Genomic DNA, 20688 nt, shown 5'->3' with positions numbered 1-20688 from the left:
GGTTTTCTAGTTTAGTTTTCGGGAAACTTCCAATGGTCTGCATGAGTTCCGGGTGCGACATTAAGCATCCCGCAGTTGATATGCCGTCCGCAATCGCCGCAGAGTGCGAAGATACGGACACCAACTGATGCATCCCCCCCCCGCCCTGCCGAGCGCGGATCAAGAATGTGGCCAATCCGGCCCTGTGAATCCAGAACCGTACCGGATGGCGAAGATGTTGAAAGCGCACGATCTTTCAAGGTGATACGGTTGATCAATGTGCCATCCGGCATCGCCACACCCACACTCCACCCCGGGCCGTCGGCACGTTGCCCGATCGCGGCAATTTCGCCCATATCGATCAGGACATCCGTCAATCCGCGCCGGCGCAACAGGGCTGCGATCTGGTCGGTCACATAGCCTTGGGCGATGCCATTCAGGGTCAATGCCATTTCGGGGCGTTTCAGGCAGATTTCATCGGCATCAAACTGCACATATCTCCAACCGATGCGCTTGCGCATGTCCGCTTCGCTTTTACGGTCAACGGACACACCGTTTCGCACGGCATGCGCATATAGTTCCCACAACGGCTGAACCGTCGGATCAAATGCACCTCGCGAGGCTGTGTGCAGCCGGTCGCACAACCGCAAAACCGAAACCAGATCAGCGCTTGGCGCATTCAGCCTTCCGGCGGCGTTGAGGCGGGACAATTCCGATTGCCTGTCAAACAGGCTGAAAACCCGTTCAAGACGTGCCAGTTCCCGTTCCACTGCTTTGAACACCGGACGCGCCTGTTGTGTACTGACACCCGACAATCGCATCGAAACAGGCGCCCCAAGGGCCTGTCCGTTCCATCTGGTCAGATGGCCTTGCGATGCCATCACAGCAGAGGGATCACCGGCTGCAACTGCCGCACCGGCAGCAGAAATTGACAGAAATCGGCGGCGCGTCAGGCGATTTGACATCAGACTGTCGCCTTTCGCTGATCACGGGGATCAACGGCGTTCATCGCATCCCGGAAGAATGCTGTCTCCAGACTTGGATTGCATAACTGTGCCATCCCTATTCAATATCGGAACCGCCGCTTCCCCGACTTGACCTAAGTCAACGGTTTTCGCGGCTTTGGCAGGCCCTGCGCCGCAACCTGCCGCCGGCAATCAAACGAAATCGACAAACTTGTTGAATGGCATTTCCCGGATACGCACGCCCGTTGCCGCAAAAATCGCATTGGCCAGCGCGGGTGCCGCGGGCGGAACCGGTGGCTCTCCTATACCACGGATTTTTGATGCGTTTTCAAGACCTTTCACTTCGATAACCGGACACTGATCGATGCGCATACCTTCGAAGTCATAATAATTCGACTGTTCGACAGCGCCCTCAGAAAAGGTGATTTCGCAGTTCATCGCATGACCCAATCCCCAGATCACGCCGCCCTGTACCTGATTTTCAAAATTGACGGGATCAACAATACGCCCGACATCGGCCGCAACATAGACTTTGTCAATCCGGATGCCTGCATCGGTATTTGTGACTTCGATCACTTCGGCCACAGGCACGCCGAACGACATGCAGAACGCCACACCCCGTCCCCGGTTTGCCCCCAGATCAGCGCCGTCCCAACCTGACATGTCACGCACCGCTTCCAGTACCTTGCGGGACGATTCATGCCAGCACAGCCGGATACGTTCCGCCATCGGGTCCGCGCCCGCAGCATGGATCAACTCGTCCAGAAACCCGTCATGGAAAAACCCGTTTGTGGATGCACCAACAGAACGCCACGAACTGATCGGTGCCAGCGGCGGCGCGCGATACCCTGTCACGCGGTAGTTGGGCAGAGCGAACGGTTGTTCCCACGCGCCTGCAACGATCTGAAGGTCCGGCCCCGGAACCGGAAACCCCTGCCGCCCCATCTGGGATGCGATAATGGATGGCATTGCGATCGACAGGTCATAGGTTTCAACCCTGCCGTCCCTGACCGCCCCGCGCATCCGCGCCATCGCGATCTGGCGCGCATAATCCTGTGCAATATCCTCTTCTCGGGAATATGTCAGTTTGACGGGCGTGCCTTTCATCTGCACTGCTATTTCCGCGGCTTTCCTGACAACGTCGTCTTCCAGACGATGCCCGAAACTACCGCCCATCATCTGGACATGCACGTGCACCTTGTCGGCAGGAATACCGGTGATCTCTGCCACGTTGGCTTGCACAAAGCGCGGTATCTGCGTCCCCGTCCACACATCCACCCGATCATCCGTGACTTTGACAATCGCATTCACCGGCTCCAGCGGCGCATGGGCCAGATAGGGCGCCCGATACTCGGCCTCCAGCACCTGGCCGGTGGTCAGACCCGCCTCGATATCCCCGTCGTCGCGTTTTCGGCTATCGCGAAATTCATCTGTAAAGGCACCCGACAGGGCCGCCCAATGGTCTTCCTGTTCCGATGGAAACGCCGCCGGTTCCCAATCAATTTCGATATGCTGTGCCGCCCTAATTGCATACCAGGTGTTGGACGCAACAATAGCGACACCGCCGGTCACCGGAACAACAGCCTGAACACCCCGCTGTTTTAACGCCTTGCTGGCGTCAAAACGGTTCATCTTGCCTGTCTGGTGCGGGTTAAGCCGGACCGTCGCATGCACCATATCAGGGACATTCACGTCAATGCCAAAAATCTGCGTTCCCGTAGATTTCGCAACAATATCAATTCTCTGCATCGGCTTGCCGATGATGCGCCATTCCGAAGGCGGTCGCAGGCGTACATTGTCAACCGGCTCCAGATCGGCGGCAATCCCTGCAAGATCAACATACGAAATCTCGGTTCCATCCGGCAGAATGACCGCGCCGTTTTCCGTTTTCATCTGATCAACGGACACCCCGGTTTGCTGCGATGCCGCAAGTTTCAGGGTTTCGCGCGCCACTGCGCCGGCCAAACGCAGTTTTTCGTATGCATCCGGAACCGTTGTCGACCCTCCGGTGATCTGCATGCCAGTGAACTTCATCACGACATCCACGAAACCACGCGCAGATTCCGCGACGAAACGGTCATCTGTCGACCGGAATGGCGCACCTTCTTCTGATAATGCAGTGTTGTAATAGGCAGGGCTGGGTGGGCCCGGATCGACCCGCACCTGATCAAGTGTCACATCCAATTCTTCAGCAATCAATGCCGCCTGAACCGAATAAACCCCCTGTCCGGAATCCGCCCTTGGCGTGATCAGCGTGATACCGGATGCACCAATTTTGACATACGGGTTCAACGCCACCTCGCCCGGTTCAAGGGTTTCCAGCAACGGATTTTCAACCGGCCGCTTGTACGCGAAATAGCCAAACGCAACACCGCCGGCGATGGCTGCCGAACCCACAAGAAACGAACGGCGCGCAATGGTTTTGATACGGCCCATATTACACCTCGCTCAGTTTTGCTGCTGCGCTGTGAATGGCCGATCTAATGCGCGGATACGTTCCGCAGCGGCAAAGATTGCCAGCCATTGCATCGTCGATTTCGCCATCGTTCGGGGCTGCGTTTCGGGCCAACAGATCAGCCGCCTGCATGATTTGCCCCGATTGACAGTACCCACATTGCGCAACCTGATGTTCGATCCATGCCTGTTGCACCGCATGCAAGACATCAGGAGTTCCAAGCCCTTCGATCGTTGTGACCCGCCCGTCAAGATCGCCCACTTGTATCTGGCACGATCTTTGCGCTGTGCCATCCACATGCACGGTGCAGGCCCCGCACATAGCAACACCACACCCGTATTTCGGCCCGGTATCCCCAATTCATCGCGCAGAACCCACAACAGCGGCATTTCGGGATCCACATCGACATCGTACTCCTTGTCATTCACGATCAGTTTCACGGCAGCGATCCTCACATTAGGCGGTCATGCAGTTTTACATTTGTACAATAATTGGCATTTTGTACATATTGTACAATACGACATACAATGTAAACATCTCTTCATGTCGAACGGAACTGATCACATTGCACGATCTGCCATCAGCGTCGTGTCGCGCTATGGCATTCGCAAGGCCACGATGGGCGATGTCGCAGCTGCCGCAGGAGTGTCGCGGCAAACCCTGTACAACACCTACGCAAACAAGGATCAGGTGATTCAGGCAGCCATTCGCTATGTCACCGACAGCGGTATTCATGATGTTCACAAAGCCTGGGACAATAGCCCAACCCTGTCTGAACAACTTGACCGGTTTTTCGAGATCGGCCCGTTGTCATGGTTCGATCTTGTTCAATCCTCACCGGATGCGGCCGATCTGATCGACGGGTTGAACCTGGCCGGTGGCGAAGAGCTGGCCAAAGGTGCAGCCCGCTGGACGGACGCGCTTGAAAGCCTGTTCCAGCCTTACGCCGACACGCTTGAAAGCAAGGGCGTGACCGCCAAAGGTGTTGCCGAACTTGTCTATACCTCCAGCCACAGCGCAAAGACCGGCTCGGGTGATCGCACACAGCTGGCCGGACGCCTGAAAACGCTGAAACAGAGCATTCTTTCTCTGGTGAACGAGATTTGATTCCGCCCCAGAACGGATTTGCGCGTGACGGGCCGACATGGTCTAATCACTGTCGAAACGGCGCAAGGGGCAAACAAATGGAACAGCGATGCTGAAATCCGTTCGGCTACGCTTGTTGGTCCTCGCTTTGTTACCGCTGATCGTCTTGCTGCCATTGATGCTAGGTGTTGGCATCAATCGCTGGGCTGCACGATACGATGCTTTGCTGATTGCCAATGTCGCCAGTGACTTGCGCATCGCCGAACAATATCTGCGGCGTATTCTGGACAGCAGCGAAACCGAGGTTGAGGGGCTGGCCAAATCGGTTGAATTCAACGCTATCCTATCCGCGGGCGGCCCGCCCGTTGATACGCTGCTTGAACGCGCGCGCATCGATCTTGGGCTGGATTTCTTGCACTACCTGCCAAAAACAGCCGCACAAACATCCCCCTGGCCCGTCGTCCAGAATGTTCTGAACGGCGGCGCGTCATCGCATATCGATATATTTTCGGAACAGGATCTGGCACAAAATGCACCTGCGCTGGCAGAACAGGCCAAAATCCCGCTGATCGCAACCCAGGCTGCCGTCCCGACCGATCGACTTGTCGAAGATCGCGGAATGGTCGTGCACACGGCAACCCATGTTGCATTGCCCGGACACGAGGGCGTGTTGGTCGGCGGCACATTGCTGAACCGGAACCTGCACTTCATCGATACCATCAACGATCTTGTCTACCGCGAATCCAACGCGGATGGTGCGCGCCAGGGTACCGCCACACTGTTTCTGGAAGACGTGCGCATCAGCACCAATGTGCGCCTTTTCGAGGATGTCCGCGCTCTTGGCACACGTGTGTCCGCCGAGGTGCGGGGGGCTGTTCTGGATCAGGGGCGCACGTGGCTGGACCGCGCCTTTGTTGTCAACGACTGGTACATTTCGGGTTACTTGCCAATTCTGGACAGCCACGACAAACGGGTTGGCATGTTATATGTCGGCTTTCTTGAGGCCCCGTTCAAAGCTGCGACACGATCTGCCTATTGGTCGGTCCTGGCCGCTTTCCTGGCGATTGTCGCCCTGACGGTTCCTTTGTTTCTGCGCATTGCGCGCGGCATTTTCGCACCGCTGGAACGCATGACCAAAACCATGCGCGAGGTCGAAGAAGGAAATCTTGAGGCGCGCATCGGGCCGGTGGGCACCCGCGACGAAATCGGCGAGGTCGCTTCGCATCTGGATACGCTTCTGGATCAGGTGCGTGATCGCGATCAGGCATTGCGCAACTGGGCCGAAGAATTGAACACGCGGGTCGAACAACGCACCGAAGAATTGCGCGATGCAAACAAGAAACTGGAAACCACGTTCCAGCAGCTTGTCGTTTCAGAAAAACTGGCTTCGATCGGCGAAATCACTGCCGGTGTGGCGCATGAGATCAACAATCCTGTCGCGGTCATTCAGGGAAACGTGGATGTCATGCGCGCCGCACTGGGGGACAAGGCCGCGGACCTGAACACTGAATTCTCGTTGATCGACCGGCAGGTACAACGGATCAACGCTATTGTCGGCAAGCTTTTGCAGTTCGCCCGCCCCAGCGAATTCAGCGGAACGGCAGACTCTGTTGCGCTGGACGAAGTGATTGAAGATTGTCTGGTTCTGGTGGGCTATGGCATCAGCCAGACCGACACCACGGTGATCCGCGATTTTCAGGATGCACCCAATGTGATGATGGATCATGGCGAATTGCAGCAGGTCATCATCAACCTGCTTGTAAACGCCCTGCAGGCAATGGACGGAAGTGGCGTACTGACACTTCGGATCAAACCCCAGAGCCGAAACGACCGGCAAGGCGTATCCGTGGAAATCAAGGACAGTGGCGCCGGAATAGCCGACGACATTCTGGACAAGGTGTTTGATCCGTTCTTCACCACCAAGCCCGGCGAAGGTTCGGGATTGGGATTATCCATAAGCCAGACACTGGTACAACGCGCCGGCGGCCAGATCATGGCGCAGCATGGCAGTGATGGCGGTACTGTGTTTACGGTATGGTTGCCTTCAGCCGATGCGCCGCAGGCCTAATTCTCCCAAAGGGCGCACTTGCGGTCGATGGTCTTGCGCGACACACCCAACCGGCGCGCCGCTTCTGCACGGTTGCCGTTGCAGGCATCCAGAACGTGCATGATGTGCCGTTGTTCAACCAGTTCCAGGGTTTCAATGGCTTCGGTACCCGAAATCGCACCCGTACCGGCAAATTCGTCGGGAAATTCACCCAATATGACAGAGCGTTCGATGAGGTTGCGCAATTCGCGTACATTTCCGGGCCACGTGTAGCGCCGCAGCTTGAGCAGGACACTTTCGTTCAGGTCCAGTGCCGGTAAGCCCAGTGCGCGGGAAATCTGAGCCATGAACATCGCGGCGAGTTCAACCACATCGTCGCCCCGGTTTTCAAGCGTGGGCATTTCAATGTTCACAACGTTGATCCGGTGAAACAGATCGGCACGAAACGTCCCTGCATCGACGGCCTTGGGCAGATCTGCATTCGTCGCAAACAATATCCGCACGTTCAGCGGCAATTCACGCTCTGATCCGGAAGGCCTGACCTTGTGTTCTTCGACCACCCGCAACAGGGTTGCCTGCACCTGTGGCGGCAAATACGCGACTTCGTCCAGAAACAGCGTACCGCCATCCGCATGCAGAAACAGCCCTTCGGTGCGATGCTGATCATCATCGACGATCCCGAACAGTTCCTGCGCGATCCGGTCGGGGGACAATGCAGCGCAGTTGATCGGCACAAAGGGCTGACCAGCCCGGTCCGACATCGAATGCAATGTGCGCGCCGCGACCTCCTTGCCCGTACCACTTGCGCCCGTGAACAGCACAGAAGTGGGCAAGGGTGCCATTTTCACCAACAGATCGCGGACGCGGTTGATCTGGGGCGACGTGCCCAACAGGCGCCCGCGCGCGCCGGTATCGTCCGACTGCAATTCATATCGCATCAGATAGTTTTCGCGGCGCAAACGCTGGCGATCCATTGCCCGCGCAACGGCGTTGGTGATCTGGTTGGCCCGAAAAGGCTTCAGAACGAAATCGGCAACGCCGGCGCGCAGTGCGGTTATCGCGGTTTCCAGATCAGCATAGGCAGTGATCAGGATCGCATCGCCGAAAAACCCGACACGGCGTTGTTCACGCAACCATTGCAGGCCGGTTTTTCCCGGCATGATGTTATCCAGAACCACCAGATCGAAATGGTTTGAATCCAGCAGCCGCGCGGCGGCATCCGCGCTTTCCGCCTGTTCCACCCGTTTACAACGCGGCGACAGGGTCTTGGTCAGGAAATTACGCATCCCCGGTTCGTCATCCACGATCAGAACCGAGGCGCGCGCCAGCGTTTCACCATATGCGTCTGCGTCAGCGGCAGCAGGTTTTGCCTGCATGATCAGTCCAATCTGACATCCGCGCCGGTTGTCTGGTCTTCAGCCGAGAAGCTGATTTCGTGCAGGACATAATAGGCACCTACCGCGATCACGGCTGTGGCGGCAAAGGACAAAAGCATCATTTTCATTGTACGTCTCCCTTTGTCCCGCTACTCGGCCGGGCTTGCTGATTTTGTCGCCTTTGACGTCACTTCTTCGACCCACAGGCTGTGATGCTCGCGTGCCCACTGTTCTTCGACTTCGCCGGATCCCATTGCATCGTAAGCGCCTTCCATGCCGACAGTGCCGATGTAGATGTGCGCAAAGATGATCGCCAGCAGAACGAAGGACACGATCGCATGCCACAACTGGGCATATTGCATTTCCTCATGCGGCGCGAGCACGGTGTTCAATTCTCCGAACCCGAACAGTTGCGGCAAACCCGTTGCGTTCAGAATGGCAAACGTCTTGGCAAACATCGGCAGTTCGAACGGAAAAAGCAATGAAAGACCGGATGCCGAGATCGACGCCCCCAGCACAATGACCGACCAGAATATCAGCTTTTGGCCTGCGTTAAATTTTCCCGCGGGCGGATGCAGGCCCTTGCGGAAAATACCGCCCCCCTGCGCCAGCCATTTCAGATCGGATTTTGCGGGCAGGTTGTGCACCACCCACATGAAAAACACCATCACCAGACCCAGCATAAAAGCCCACGAAACATTGTTGTGAACCCATTTCGAAGCGATCGCGATGGTTGAAAAACTTTCGTGCCCGAACAGCGGGATCATGACCTTGCGGCCGAACAACGAAATCAGTCCCGTCAGGCCAAGCACCAGAAAGGAACCGGCCATCAGCCAGTGCCCGAACCGTTCAGCGGCCTGAAAGCGGGTAATCGTGCGGCCGGTTTTTTCGCCGTCAATGCGAATGCGCCCGCGAATAAGATAGAACAACGCCAAGAGGACAATCGTACCCCCCAGCAGATACGCTCCGTATGTGGCCAGCGGGCCATTGCGGAACGAATACCACCACATGCCGCCATCCTGTATCACCACACCGGCGGCAGGGCCGCGAACCTGCGTTGTGATATTCGCCGTGCCGTACCGGTACGCGCGCCAAAGCTCCGGATCGGATGCGCCACCCAGCGTTCCCAACTGGCTGCTGATCCCCGCAGCCGCATCCGGATCGCCGGTTGCTTCGCTTCGGAATGTATCATCCAGCTTTTCACCACGCTGGCGGGCCATGATGTCTTCCAAAGTCTGTGCCCCGCCCGTGGCAGAGCGGTCAGTCTCGGTATTTTCCTGCGCAAATGCACCTGTGCTCAGAACAAGGCTCAGGATGAATCCGAATACGGGAATAAGCAGCGCACGGGCCATAAGCAGGCTCCTTGTGTCGGTTTTATTTGAATCTTTATTTATTTCAGCGCGACAGGGCGGCAAGAATGCCGCCCCACGCTTTATCTGTTTGGCACGAGGCCAGTGGGCAAATCAGCCGCCCTTTTGGTCGTAGGCAGTGCCCCAACCCCAAGCGCCCGAACCAAATCCACGGGCCACGACGCGTTCACGGTAGATACCGGAGACAACATCGCCGTCGCCTGCCAAAAGCGCCTTGGTGGCACACATCTCGGCGCAGATCGGCAATTTGCCTTCTGCAATCCGGTTGCGGCCATATTTGGCGAATTCGGCTGTAGAGTGGTTTTCTTCCGGGCCACCGGCGCAGAATGTACATTTGTCCATCTTGCCACGGGATCCGAAGTTGCCGGCCTGCGGGAACTGCGGCGCACCGAACGGGCACGCGTAGAAACAGTATCCGCACCCGATGCACAGGTCCTTGGAATGCAGAACGACACCTTCCTCGTTCTGATAGAAGCAATCCACCGGACAAACCGCCATACAGGGCGCGTCCGAACAGTGCATACATGCCACGGAAATCGACCGTTCACCCGGATCGCCGTCATTGATGGTGACGACCTTCCGGCGGTTGATGCCCCAAGGCACTTCATGCTCGTTCTTACACGCTGTCACACACGCATTGCATTCGATGCAGCGTTCGGCGTCGACGAGAAACTTTGCTCTTGCAGCCATTATGGTGTCCTCCTTATGCCGACCAGATTTTGCAAAGAGTGGCTTTCGTCTCTTGCATCTGTGTCACTGAATCATAGCCATAGGTTTGTGCGGTGTTTGTGCTTTCGCCCAATACATAAGGGTCCGCACCCGCCGGATACTTGCTCCGCCGGTCTTCGCCCTCCAGATGGCCGCCAAAGTGGAACGGCATGAACGCCACCCCTTCGCCGACACGGTTTGTGACCATTGCCATCACCTTGACCTTGCCGCCTTCCGGGCCTTCGACCCAGACCTGAGATCCGTCACGCACACCCAGATTGTTGGCGTCACGTGTGTTGATCTCGACGAACATGTCCTGCTGAAGCTCGGCCAACCACGGGTTGGATCGGGTTTCGTCGCCACCACCCTCGTATTCCACAAGACGACCAGACGTCAGGATCATTGGATAATCCTTGGAAAAGTCGTTCTTCTGGATCGAGGCATACATGGTCGGAAGACGATAGAACTTCCGGTCCTCGTATGTCGGGTAGTCCGCGACCAGATCGCGCCGGTTTGTATACAGCGGTTCGCGATGTACCGGGATCGGATCGGGGAAGGTCCAGACCACCGCCCGCGCCTTGGCATTGCCGAATGGCGCACATTCATGTGCGATCGCCACCCTTTGGATGCCACCTGACAGGTCGGTTTTCCAGTTTGTATCCGGTCCGGCCACCGCATCAATCGCGGCACGCTCTTCATCGGTCAACTCGCTGTCCCAACCCAGATCCATCAGCATCTGCATGGTGAATTCGGGGTAACCGTCCTGAATATCCGAATCCTTGCTGTAGACACCTTCGGCCAACAGGTTGTCCCCGTCACGTTCCACGCCAAACCGGGCACGGAATGTCAGTCCACCTTCGGACACGCGCTTGGACATGTCATAAAGGTTGGGCGTTCCGGGATGGTTCATTTCGGGAGTGCCCCAGCACGGCCATGGCATACCATAATAATCACCATCTGCCGGACCACCCACCGCCTGCAGCGTCGTTCTGTCGAACGTATGCTGGTTGGCCATGTGCAGTTTCATCCGCTCCGGGCTTTGACCGGTATAGCCGACTGTCCACATACCGCTGTTGAATTCGCGGGTGATGCTTTCGACATTCGGGGTTTCCGGATCGTCCATTTCGATATTGCGGAACAGACGGTCGGCAAAGCCGAATTTGTTGGCGAACTTGGCAATGATCACCTCGTCCGGGACGCTTTCGAACAGAGGTTCAATCACGCGGTCACGCCACTGGATCGATCTGTTCGAGGCGGTCACCGAACCGCGGGTTTCAAACTGCGTACAGGCCGGCAACAGGTAAACGCCGTCTGTCCGGTCATGAAGAATGGCGGAAACGGTGGGGAACGGATCGATCACGACCAGCATGTCCAGCTTTTCCATCGCCGTCTTCATTTCCTTCATACGCGTCTGGCTGTTGGGCGCGTGGCCCCACAACACCATGGCGCGCACCTTGGCGGGCTGATCCATATTGGCCGGGTCTTCCAACACACCGTCGATCCAGCGCGACACCGGAATACCGGTTTCGTTCATCAACGGTTTGTCTTTGCCATCCGCACCCTGGATCGTGTCGAACTGCGCCTTGAGCCAGTCCATATCCTCGCCCCAGACACGGCCCCAATGGGCCCATGCACCGGCAGACAGGCCATAATAGCCCGGCAGGGTATGGGACAGAACACCCAGATCGGTGGCACCTTGCACGTTGTCGTGGCCGCGGAAGATATTTGTTCCGCCACCCGATGTGCCCATGTTGCCCAGCGCAAGCTGAAGCACACAATAGGCGCGTGTGTTGTTGTTGCCGCTGGTGTGCTGCGTACCGCCCATACACCAGACAACAGTGCCGGGACGGTTGTTGACCATCGTACGGGCGACGCGGCGCAACTGTTCGCCGGGTGCACCTGTCACGCGCTCGACCTCTTCCGGTGTCCATTTGGCGACTTCGGTCTTGATCTGGTCCATTCCCCACACGCGGGTGCGGATGAATTCTTTGTCTTCCCAGCCATTCTCAAAGATATGCCACAGAATACCCCAGACCAGCGCAACGTCTGTACCTGGGCGGAACCGCACGTATTCATCAGCGTGGGCCGCCGTGCGGGTAAACCGCGGGTCGCACACGATCAAAGGCGCGTTGTTCTGTTCCTTGGCTTTCAGGATATGCAGCAGAGACACGGGATGCGCCTCGGCCGGGTTTCCGCCAATGATGAAAATCGCCTTGGAATTGTGCATGTCGTTGTAGCTGTTGGTCATGGCGCCGTAGCCCCATGTGTTTGCAACACCCGCAACCGTGGTCGAGTGACAAATCCGCGCTTGGTGGTCCACGTTGTTCGTGCCCCAGTAGCCGGCGAATTTGCGGAACAGGTAGGCCTGTTCGTTGTTATGCTTGGCCGATCCCAGCCAGTACACTGAATCCGGACCGCTTTCTTCGCGGATGTTCATCATGCCGTCGCCGATCTCGTCGATCGCCTGTTCCCAGCTGATGCGTTTCCATTCACCGCCTTCGCGCTTCATGGGATATTTCAGGCGGCGTTCACCATGGGCGTGCTCGCGAACCGCGGCCCCCTTGGCGCAATGCGCCCCCAGATTGAAAGGGCTGTCCCAGCCGGGTTCCTGACCCGTCCAGACACCATTGTCGACTTCGGCTACAACCGTGCAACCGACCGAACAGTGGGTACAAACCGTTTTGACAGTTTCAACTGCTGTGTTTGCGGCAGACTGCGCATTCGCTGCCGTCACTGTGCCGCCCGTTGCGGCAATTGCGGTCAGGCCACCAATGGCCAATCCCGAACCGCGCAAAAACGCACGGCGGTCAACCGATGTTTCAGACATCGTCGACAGGATACTTGTCCGCTGGGAGCGTCGCGCAACCCCGTTGGTCTTTTTCCTAAGCATAGTTTTTCCTCCATAAGGAACTCCTCTGACAGTCGGGCCTCACGCAACCAGTCGTCAGCGGATATTAAGGACGTCCGATCAGAACCGGGCGCTGTCGAGATAGGCGCGGGTATGCGCAGTGTCCTGCATCTTGTCAGATGAAAGATCGACCGGCTGCGCTTGTGCATCCGATCCGCTGACGGCAACCGCAGCAACGGCTGCCGGTGCGGCTGTGCCAGCCAGTTTCAGAAAATCGCGGCGGCTGGTGCCGTCGGCTTTTTCCTTTTTCATGGGAATTCTCCCCTTCTGTGTTGTGGCGGGGCCCCCCGCCGGTCTGCGCGGGATTTATCCCGCAATCATCCGGAACGCCTCGCGTTCGATATCCATGAACTGTTTGCCGACCGAGCCGACAGACGCATAGAACACCGACGCTTGCGCGGCTTCCAAATCCGAAAAGAAATGTGTGGCCCAAGGGCCGATATGTTTGTTGAAGAACAGCTTTTGGTCGGCAAGGTCCGCCGATCGGCCGAACCGGCCAACGATCAGTCCGCCCATCATCTCCATCAGCGATGCGATGTTGTCCTCCGGCTCGAACACGTTCTGGGCGCGCGTGACACCGCGTGCCGCCATATCCTTGCGCAATGTTGCCAGCGGTTTTTCATTCAGAAAGCCCGTCAGGTAATAGCTTGCATAGGGCAGCAGTTCACCGCGCCCCAAACCGATGAACAGGGCATTGAATTCTGAAAGCACCGCGTTGGGCTTGGTCACTTTTGCGACGCGCGCCAGTGTTGAAATGGCTTCCCCCATCGCGCTGTCGTCGCCTGACAGGCCGGCACATTGATCCAGCAGGGTTTGATCGGGCGGCCCCGACAGCAACAGCCCCAGAAAATTGTACAGGTCCGCGCGCAACCGGTCTTCTGCACTGACTGACGTGGTATCTGCCAAAGCACTCATGCTGCGGCCTCCGATCCGTTTGGTTTTGAATATTGAAACCGCATCCGGCGGCGGGGCGCTTCGATGTGATCAGACAGGTCGTCTTGCGCTAACGGTTCGGGATCTTTTGATTGTTCGGCGGTTGTGACCTGCGCGTCTTGCTCTTGCAGGGCCATATCCTGGTCGGGCGCGCCCTGCGGTTCGCCCTCAAGCTCGGGTTCTTCGGAAACGGCTTCTGCCATCTCGGCCTTTGCCAGTTTCTCTTCGGCCTGACGCGCCATTTCCTGAACATGGCTTAGCATGCCCTTGCCAACCTGATAGGCCGTTTGCAGGTTTTCGACGACCATCGCACTATCGGTAAAATCCTGACCGTAATCCACAAGCCCATCAACATTGGCCAGCACCGGGTTCAGCTTCCACAACTGGCGCAGGGCACGACGGCGCAGGCGATCCGGCACCGCCTTTGACATAAAACCCCGGACATCATCACCCAGCTTCAGGCTATCGGGGTCCGGCAACCCGAACTCTTCCAGCAGTTCTTCATCACTCTTGGCCTCTTGCACCGCCTGTTCTTCCGCGGCAGTGCGCGCCAGCGTCTCTTGCTCTTCCGCCAGCGCCTCGGCCTGAACGCGCGCCTTGCGGTCCGACCAGAACCCGGATGAACCTGTGCGACCAGTCAATGCACCTGCTCCTTGTCAGAACGTTTGCTCGGGGCGCGATAAACATCGCTCATCTGCGAAATCCGTGCATCGCCAACGCCATCCTGCACCCGATCGGTCCGGTGTTTGTCGCGGCGGCGCTTTATGAACGCCTCGTGCTCGTGGTGCTTCACGGCGAAATCGCGGATCCACGCGATCAGGCCACCCGGCATCGGCACCTTTTCCACCAGATCTTCGCCATTGTCCGCGTAATCCTGCGCCTCGTAGGGCGACGCGGTGGCCAGCAAAACATCGTAGGGATGCTCCGCAGACATCGTCTTGCGCAACACGACGTAGATTGCCGGAACACTGTCGGACAATCCCGTCAGATACGCCTCGCTGTCGGCACCGTGCAATTCCAGATAGGGGGTCGCGATGTGGTATTCCTGAACGCCGTCTTCTTCGCGCAGCAGCTTCCATCGAGCTTCCGACGCCCCCGGCAAAACAGCAACCGCTTTCCAACACCACTTGGCCCACCGGGTCACACCCGGCGTCCGCCTCAGAACAACGCCCAGCGGCATTGTCTGATACTGGTTTGGATTGTGGATCAAGGCTCCTCCCAAAGGCATGATCTGCTGTATTCTATCGTATGCTGGACCAACTCTGCCGCGACGCAAAGAACTTTTGGCAGATTTTTACATCAAAATGCGCAAACGGACAAAATGGGGCGTCACCACGACCATCGACCCCCAACATGGACGAAATGTCCCTCGGGCGGATCGGCGCGATTTTCTGCCATGATCAGATCGCACCGAATGATTCGGTATGTGGCACGCCGTTCCATCAACCGGATAGCGCGAACCCGAATCAAGTTTTCCGGTTTACGGCGGATCGAATCCGTGGCTACACTTGCGCGCAGCCGCCTGAAATCGAACCGGTTTTCCAGAAAATGAAAGCGCAAAAAAGATGCCTAAACACCTGATAATATGTGATTGTTTGGGAAGTCAGTCCATCGATGCCGATGGGTTGTCGAACGCAACGGGATTGTCGTGTTCCCGACTGCACACAGCGCTTTGCACCACGCAGATTGATCTGGCCGCCAAGGCAATCGAGTCTGGCGATGCCATAATCGCATGCCAGCAGGAACGGTCGCGATTCGAAGAACTGGCCCACGATCTGGAGGCCGACATTCCCGGTTTTGTCGACCTGCGGGACCGTGCGGGATGGTCTGCCGATACCGCCGATAAACTACCCAAAATGGCCGCCCTGGCCGCCGAGGCGCTGTTGCCCGTCGCCGAAGGCAAATCGCTTGACGTGGTATCCGAAGGTATATGCCTGATCATCGGGCCCGGCGCGGTCGCGCTTGAGGCGGCGCGCAAGCTCAAGGATATCCTGAGCTTGACCGTTCTTTTGACCGACGAAACCGCGCCGGAAAGGGAAACCGGTTTTGATATCGTGCGCGGACGCATTGAAATGGCACGCGGCGCACTGGGCGGGTTTGACCTGACGTTTGATGCCTTGCAAGAAATCGAACCGGGCGGACGTGGCGCCGCCGTGTTTTCACCGCCCAAGTCGGGTGCATCTTCGCAATGTGATGTCATTATTGATCTTTCTGGAAACCCGCCGCTGTTTCCCGCACCTGAAAAGCGCGAAGGATACCTGCGCGCCGATCCGTCATACAGCCCGGCCGTCGCAGACGTGATCTTGCAGGCGTCCCAAATGGTCGGGACATTCGAAAAACCGCTGTATGTCCGCCTCGAGCCGTCCTTGTGCGCCCATTCACGTGCCGAAAAACCGGCATGTTCGAATTGTCTGAATGCATGCCCCACCGGCGCCATCACTTCGGCCGGCGAACATGTTGCGATCGACCCCATGATCTGCGCTGGATGCGGTGCCTGTTCGGCCCTGTGTCCGTCCGGTGCGATTTCATATGATGCCCCGACGGTTGATACGGTATTCCGGCGGGTTCAGGTTCTGGCATCAACCTACAGAAAAGAGGCCGGATCAGTGCCGCGCCTTCTGGTGCACGATGACGGGCACGGCGATCAGATGATATCGCTGTCCGCCCGCCACGGTCGTGGCCTGCCTGCCGACGTTATCCCGTTGGAAGTGACTGCACTTGCCGGTTTCGGACATGCCGAAATGCTGGCTGCGCTGGGCAGCGGGTTTTCCTCTGTTTCTGTACTGCTGTCGCCGCGGTCTGATCGCGAAACACTGGCCCGCGAAACGGAACTGGCAAATGCGATCGCGGGCACCAAGGTCAGCCTTCTGGATGTGAGCGACCCTGATGCCCTTTCAGATTCGCTTTTTGATGCGGGCCCTGCCGATATCGCACATGATCCGATCCTGCCCATGGGCACGCGCCGTCAGGTGGCCCGCACCGCCGCCAAGGCGCTGGCCACGGATGCGACGATTGTGCCCCTGCCCGAAACCGCCCCTTATGGTGCCGTTCTGGTGGACACGGATGCCTGTACCTTGTGTTTGTCCTGTGTGTCGCTTTGCCCGTCGGGCGCATTGGCGGAAAATCCCGACAAACCCCAGTTGCGCTTTCAGGAAGATGCCTGTCTGCAATGCGGTCTGTGCAGCAACATCTGCCCGGAACAGGCGATCACCCTTGAACCCCGGTTCAACCTGACAGACGCGGCATTCACGCAGGTTATCCTGAACGAGGAAGAACCGTTTGCCTGTATCGAATGCGGCAGCCTGTTTGGCGTGAAATCGACGGTCGAAAGGATCACCGAAAAGCTTGCCGGGAAGCACGCGATGTTTTCCAACCCAAAAGCCGCCAGAATGATCCAGATGTGCGACAATTGCCGCATTCAGGCGCAGTACCATTCCGATGACAACCCGTTTGCCGCCGGAGAACGCCCGAAAGTACGCACCAGCGACGATTATTTCTTAAAGCGCAAGGATCACTGAGTTTGCAGCGGCGCGCCCAAATCGGCCGGTTCGATGGTGACGACATAGGCAAGGATCGCGTCCAGATCCTGCCCGCTCATCCGCATCGGCTCGATCGGCGACGGGCGGGCCGGATCAAAAGGCTGTGTGATCCCATCAACCTGCGTAAAGGCCGGGTGCGGTTTCAGCGCGTAAAAAGCCTCGAACCGGAATTCCCAGTTGTCCAGCGCCCGGATCAGGGCAAAAGACGGGGTCGATCCGATGGCTTTCATGCGGTTCTTTTCGTTCACAACGTGGCATCGCCCGCAATGCACCAGCGACAAACGTTCGCCCGCGACGGCATCACCGTCGCGGATCACCGGCGCATCTTCGACTTCGGCGACGACCGGCAATGTGAACATCGCGCCATCGTCCGGCTGATACCCCGTTATGGCCCGTCCGCCAGCATCCGAAACAAGCCATTCAACGAACCGGTCTGCCGCAGGTGTGCTTTGCACAACATCCAGATACCAAGTTGCGGCCGGACCCTCGAAAACGGCCGTTCCGCGATTGTCGGTATTCAACTCAAGCTCGGCCGGTTCACCCGATGTAACGCGCGACACCTTGACCGATGTTTTAAGGGAAAACCGAGGCAACAGGTGATCAGGCAGGCCGGTCTTTTCCAGCGTATCGGGAACCAGAAGGCGGAAAGTCTTGTCATCCGCATGTGCAAGGTTGACCATCGACAGCCAAATGCCAAATGTGCACCACAAAATACGCATACGAACCTCTTTTTGCCTGAACCGCAGGCCAGAAGCCTAGCGGCACATAACGCCGCGGGTCAACATTTCGGACATCCAGATCAAAGGAGCACAAGCTTATGAGCGAAGATTTCAATATGTCGATGCGCAAATTCCTCAAGCAGGTTGGCGTGACATCGCAACAGGCCATAGAAGAAGCGATGCGCGGAAAATCCACCGGCGGCCAGAGTTTCGAGGCCAAGGTGGTTTTGACAATTCCGGGCCTCGATCTGGAGCATGTCGTGACAGGAAAAATCACAGGTCAGGATAACTGAAGTGTCCGTAACGCGCGACGATGTACTTTCAGTACTGAAAACCATCAAGGATCCGCTTTCGGATCAGGATATCATGGCCGCCGGCCTTGTGCGCGCCCTGTCAGTCGACGAAGGAGCGGTACGGTTTGTGTTTGAAGTGGCCCCGTCTCTGGCCGCGAAAATGGAACCCGTGCGCGCCCAAGCCGAGGCGGCACTGAAGGCGATGCCGGGCATCGCCAGCGTCTCTGCGATCATGACGGCCCATACCACAAGCGCGCCGCCACCGGATCTGAAACCGTCGCGCCCTGCCGAAGCAAAAGGCCCCCAGAAAATTCCCGGCATCGACCGGATTGTTGCCATCGCCTCGGGCAAGGGTGGTGTTGGAAAATCTACAGTTTCGGCAAATCTTGCCTGTGCCCTCGCCGCCGAAGGCCGTCGCGTGGGATTGCTGGATGCCGATGTTTACGGCCCCTCCCAGCCGCGTATGCTGGGTGTGTCCGGGCGCCCGGCTTCGCCCGATGGGAAGACGATCCTGCCGATGCGCAATCATGGCGTCACGATGATGTCGCTGGGATTGATGGCGAACGAAGATCAGGCGGTCGTGTGGCGTGGGCCGATGTTGATGGGCGCGCTTCAGCAAATGCTGTCGCAGGTCCAATGGGGCGCGTTGGATGTATTGTTGGTTGATCTTCCACCCGGTACCGGTGACGTACAGATGACACTGGCACAAAAGGCCCAGCTGAACGGCGCGATCATTGTATCGACCCCGCAGGATGTTGCATTGATCGATGCCCGAAAAGGCATCGACATGTTCAACCAGCTGGGCACACCCATTCTGGGAATGATCGAAAACATGAGCACGCATATCTGTTCGGCCTGTGGCCACGAAGAACATATTTTCGGCCATGGTGGCGTTGTCAGCGAAGCCGCCAAGATCGGTGTACCTCTGATGGCGGAAATTCCGTTGCATCTGGATATCCGTCTGGCAGCCGACGGCGGCGCACCGATTGTGGTGTCCAAACCGGACAGCGCGCAGGCACAGGCCTTTCGCAAAGTCGCGCGGGCCCTTATTGCGGATGGCAACGCATGACCACGCCCACCTTTCCCCCATTGCTTAGCGGCTTTGCCGTTTCCGGTGACACCGATCCCTTTGATACGGCACAGGCACAGGCCGCCATAGGGTGTGACGCGGGTTTGATCGTTTACAACCTCGGGGCAACAGAGTTGCGGGCCGCAATCGTACTGGTGCCAGAAGTGCCACTGGCTGATGCAATGGCCATGCTGCCGGCCTGTGGTGTCGGCTTCCAGAATGCTTTGGGCGCACTGGCCCCGCCAGAGGTTGCCGTTCATCTCGACTGGAAGGGCGGCATTCAGGTGAACGGGGCATCCTGTGGCAGGTTGCGGGCTGTCGCATCAACCAATGACCCCGAACAGGTTCCCGACTGGTTGATCGTCGGACTTGAGGTTCCGCTTTGGCCCGCGTCAGACGATACCGGCCACACTCCGGATCAAACGGCCCTTTACGCCGAAGGATGCGCCGATGTGGATGCTGTTCAGCTTCTGGAAAGCTGGGCCCGGCACACGTTGGTCTGGATCAGCCGCTGGACAGACGAAGGAACCGCCGTCGTTCACAATGAATGGCGCGGCCTGTCCAGCGATATCGGCGAAAACGTGGCCTTTGCCGATCAAAGCGGCACATTCCTGGGCGTTGACGAAAAGTTCGGGATGCTGCTTCGTAGCGGTGACACGAACCATCTTATCCCCCTGACCCGCGTTCTGGAGGCTTCACAATGACAGACGGTGCCCCCGCATATCTGGCCCGCGCAATCCATTTCGATGAAAGCGATATGAACATCTTTCACACTCCGGCCCGCACGGGCGAATGGTGCATTTCGGGCGGTTTCGAATTCTCGAACTGGTCCGAGGGTGATCTGACGGGCAAGGCCAAACAGGCTTTTGCCAATGGCTGGCTTGGGCTGGAAACCTTCGGAAGGGTATCTGTTGTTGCAATCACCAAGATCGAACCTTCCGAATTCGAGGTACTGATAGATATGCTGGCCGCCCATTTCGTCAGCCATTACGGCGCACCATCCGTTGAAGCCGCGCGCGGTGTTGCATTGGCTGAGCTGACCCAAATGGCGGAACTTTGCGACGGACAGGCCCCCAACACGCTGCTGATGCTAAGCCGCGAGTTGACCGAGGCCGGTGTGAAAGAGGCCTTTCGTATGATCGAGCCGCAAGAGGCCGGTCTGGACCAGTTTGCCATTCACGGATCGCTGGACGAAGAACCGCACCAACACTAGAACGGGCGTGTCGCGAGACTGTTGTGGC

General features: G+C 57.7%; 20 protein-coding genes and 1 pseudogene. 8 read left to right on the top strand and 13 right to left on the bottom strand.

From position 1 onward, the window contains the following. Positions 1-11: 11 nt before the first annotated feature. The 3 genes and pseudogenes from OLX72_RS08635 to OLX72_RS08625 all read right to left on the bottom strand — a co-directional run bounded on the left by OLX72_RS08635 (position 12) and on the right by OLX72_RS08625 (position 3839). A complete protein-coding gene (locus OLX72_RS08635) occupies positions 12-944 on the bottom strand; it encodes an FAD:protein FMN transferase (RefSeq protein WP_433990281.1) in 933 nt (310 codons plus the stop codon). A 192-nt stretch (positions 945-1136) separates the two neighbouring features. Beyond that, positions 1137-3380, bottom strand: a complete 2244-nt coding sequence (locus tag OLX72_RS08630; protein WP_433990280.1) for a molybdopterin cofactor-binding domain-containing protein — start codon at positions 3378-3380, stop codon at positions 1137-1139. A gap of 1 nt (position 3381) precedes the next feature. Beyond that, positions 3382-3839 (bottom strand): annotated as a pseudogene (locus OLX72_RS08625) ((2Fe-2S)-binding protein). 103 nt (positions 3840-3942) lie between these two features. On the opposite strand from OLX72_RS08625, the gene OLX72_RS08620 reads away from it, so the two are divergent. Both OLX72_RS08620 and OLX72_RS08615 read left to right on the top strand, forming a co-directional pair. Then, positions 3943-4506, top strand: a complete 564-nt coding sequence (locus OLX72_RS08620) for a TetR/AcrR family transcriptional regulator (protein ID WP_114871577.1) — start codon at positions 3943-3945, stop codon at positions 4504-4506. Positions 4507-4594: 88 nt separating this feature from the next. After that, positions 4595-6553, top strand: a complete 1959-nt coding sequence (locus OLX72_RS08615) for a sensor histidine kinase (RefSeq protein WP_114871578.1) — start codon at positions 4595-4597, stop codon at positions 6551-6553. Here OLX72_RS08615 and OLX72_RS08610 read toward each other — a convergent pair. The 9 genes from OLX72_RS08610 to OLX72_RS08570 form a co-directional block, all read right to left on the bottom strand. Further along, the gene (locus tag OLX72_RS08610) at positions 6550-7908 is read right to left on the bottom strand and encodes a sigma-54-dependent transcriptional regulator (RefSeq protein ID WP_433990279.1); all 1359 of its coding nucleotides are present in this window, start codon (positions 7906-7908) and stop codon (positions 6550-6552) included. The genes OLX72_RS08615 and OLX72_RS08610 overlap by 4 nt on opposite strands. A gap of 2 nt (positions 7909-7910) precedes the next feature. Continuing rightward, a complete protein-coding gene (locus OLX72_RS08605; protein ID WP_433990278.1) occupies positions 7911-8036 on the bottom strand; it encodes a hypothetical protein in 126 nt (41 codons plus the stop codon). A 21-nt stretch (positions 8037-8057) separates the two neighbouring features. Then, complete coding sequence (locus OLX72_RS08600; RefSeq protein ID WP_114871580.1) at positions 8058-9260, bottom strand: formate dehydrogenase subunit gamma; 1203 nt, start codon at positions 9258-9260, stop codon at positions 8058-8060. Positions 9261-9371: 111 nt separating this feature from the next. Further along, positions 9372-9968, bottom strand: a complete 597-nt coding sequence (fdh3B, locus tag OLX72_RS08595; RefSeq protein WP_114871581.1) for a formate dehydrogenase FDH3 subunit beta — start codon at positions 9966-9968, stop codon at positions 9372-9374. A 13-nt stretch (positions 9969-9981) separates the two neighbouring features. Continuing rightward, the gene (locus OLX72_RS08590; RefSeq protein ID WP_114871582.1) at positions 9982-12876 is read right to left on the bottom strand and encodes a formate dehydrogenase subunit alpha; all 2895 of its coding nucleotides are present in this window, start codon (positions 12874-12876) and stop codon (positions 9982-9984) included. 78 nt (positions 12877-12954) lie between these two features. Next, a complete protein-coding gene (locus OLX72_RS08585; protein ID WP_114871583.1) occupies positions 12955-13146 on the bottom strand; it encodes a ubiquinol-cytochrome c reductase iron-sulfur subunit N-terminal domain-containing protein in 192 nt (63 codons plus the stop codon). Positions 13147-13200: 54 nt separating this feature from the next. Next, positions 13201-13809, bottom strand: a complete 609-nt coding sequence (locus tag OLX72_RS08580) for a TorD/DmsD family molecular chaperone (RefSeq protein WP_114871584.1) — start codon at positions 13807-13809, stop codon at positions 13201-13203. After that, positions 13806-14468 (bottom strand): DUF3306 domain-containing protein, encoded by a 663-nt coding sequence (locus tag OLX72_RS08575; RefSeq protein WP_114871585.1) that lies wholly within the window; start codon positions 14466-14468, stop codon positions 13806-13808. Before OLX72_RS08575 ends, OLX72_RS08580 begins: the two co-directional genes overlap by 4 nt. Beyond that, positions 14465-15007: a DUF3305 domain-containing protein gene (locus OLX72_RS08570; RefSeq protein ID WP_114871586.1), complete on the bottom strand. Its 543-nt coding sequence runs from the start codon at positions 15005-15007 to the stop codon at positions 14465-14467. The genes OLX72_RS08575 and OLX72_RS08570 overlap by 4 nt, the downstream gene beginning before the upstream one ends. A 173-nt stretch (positions 15008-15180) precedes the next feature. On the opposite strand from OLX72_RS08570, the gene OLX72_RS08565 reads away from it, so the two are divergent. Together OLX72_RS08565 and OLX72_RS08560 are read left to right on the top strand one after the other, a co-directional pair. Further along, positions 15181-15408 carry a hypothetical protein gene (locus OLX72_RS08565; RefSeq protein WP_433990277.1) on the top strand — a complete coding sequence of 76 codons (228 nt, stop codon included), beginning with the start codon at positions 15181-15183 and terminating at the stop codon, positions 15406-15408. After that, positions 15393-17345: a 4Fe-4S binding protein gene (locus OLX72_RS08560; protein ID WP_433990276.1), complete on the top strand. Its 1953-nt coding sequence runs from the start codon at positions 15393-15395 to the stop codon at positions 17343-17345. Before OLX72_RS08565 ends, OLX72_RS08560 begins: the two co-directional genes overlap by 16 nt. Here the strand turns inward: OLX72_RS08560 and OLX72_RS08555 are convergent. Continuing rightward, the gene (locus tag OLX72_RS08555; RefSeq protein WP_114871587.1) at positions 17339-18085 is read right to left on the bottom strand and encodes a c-type cytochrome; all 747 of its coding nucleotides are present in this window, start codon (positions 18083-18085) and stop codon (positions 17339-17341) included. The two genes, OLX72_RS08560 and OLX72_RS08555, sit on opposite strands and share 7 nt — an antisense overlap. Before the next feature lie 98 nt (positions 18086-18183). Between OLX72_RS08555 and OLX72_RS08550 the strand changes: the two genes are divergently transcribed. The 4 genes from OLX72_RS08550 to OLX72_RS08535 are packed head-to-tail and all read left to right on the top strand — an operon-like array spanning position 18184 to position 20660. After that, positions 18184-18378, top strand: a complete 195-nt coding sequence (locus OLX72_RS08550; RefSeq protein ID WP_114871588.1) for a DUF6494 family protein — start codon at positions 18184-18186, stop codon at positions 18376-18378. A 1-nt stretch (position 18379) separates the two neighbouring features. Then, positions 18380-19447, top strand: a complete 1068-nt coding sequence (locus OLX72_RS08545) for an Mrp/NBP35 family ATP-binding protein (protein ID WP_114871589.1) — start codon at positions 18380-18382, stop codon at positions 19445-19447. Next, positions 19444-20151: a biotin/lipoate--protein ligase family protein gene (locus OLX72_RS08540; protein WP_114871590.1), complete on the top strand. Its 708-nt coding sequence runs from the start codon at positions 19444-19446 to the stop codon at positions 20149-20151. The genes OLX72_RS08545 and OLX72_RS08540 overlap by 4 nt, the downstream gene beginning before the upstream one ends. Beyond that, on the top strand, positions 20148-20660 hold the full coding sequence (locus OLX72_RS08535) for a DUF6505 family protein (protein ID WP_114871591.1): 513 nt from the start codon (positions 20148-20150) through the stop codon (positions 20658-20660). The genes OLX72_RS08540 and OLX72_RS08535 overlap by 4 nt, the downstream gene beginning before the upstream one ends. Positions 20661-20688: the final 28 nt, after the last annotated feature.

The organism is Sulfitobacter sp. TBRI5 (assembly GCF_051013555.1).
GTDB lineage: Bacteria > Pseudomonadota > Alphaproteobacteria > Rhodobacterales > Rhodobacteraceae > JL08.
This window is presented reverse-complemented; position numbering and strand designations above follow the sequence as displayed.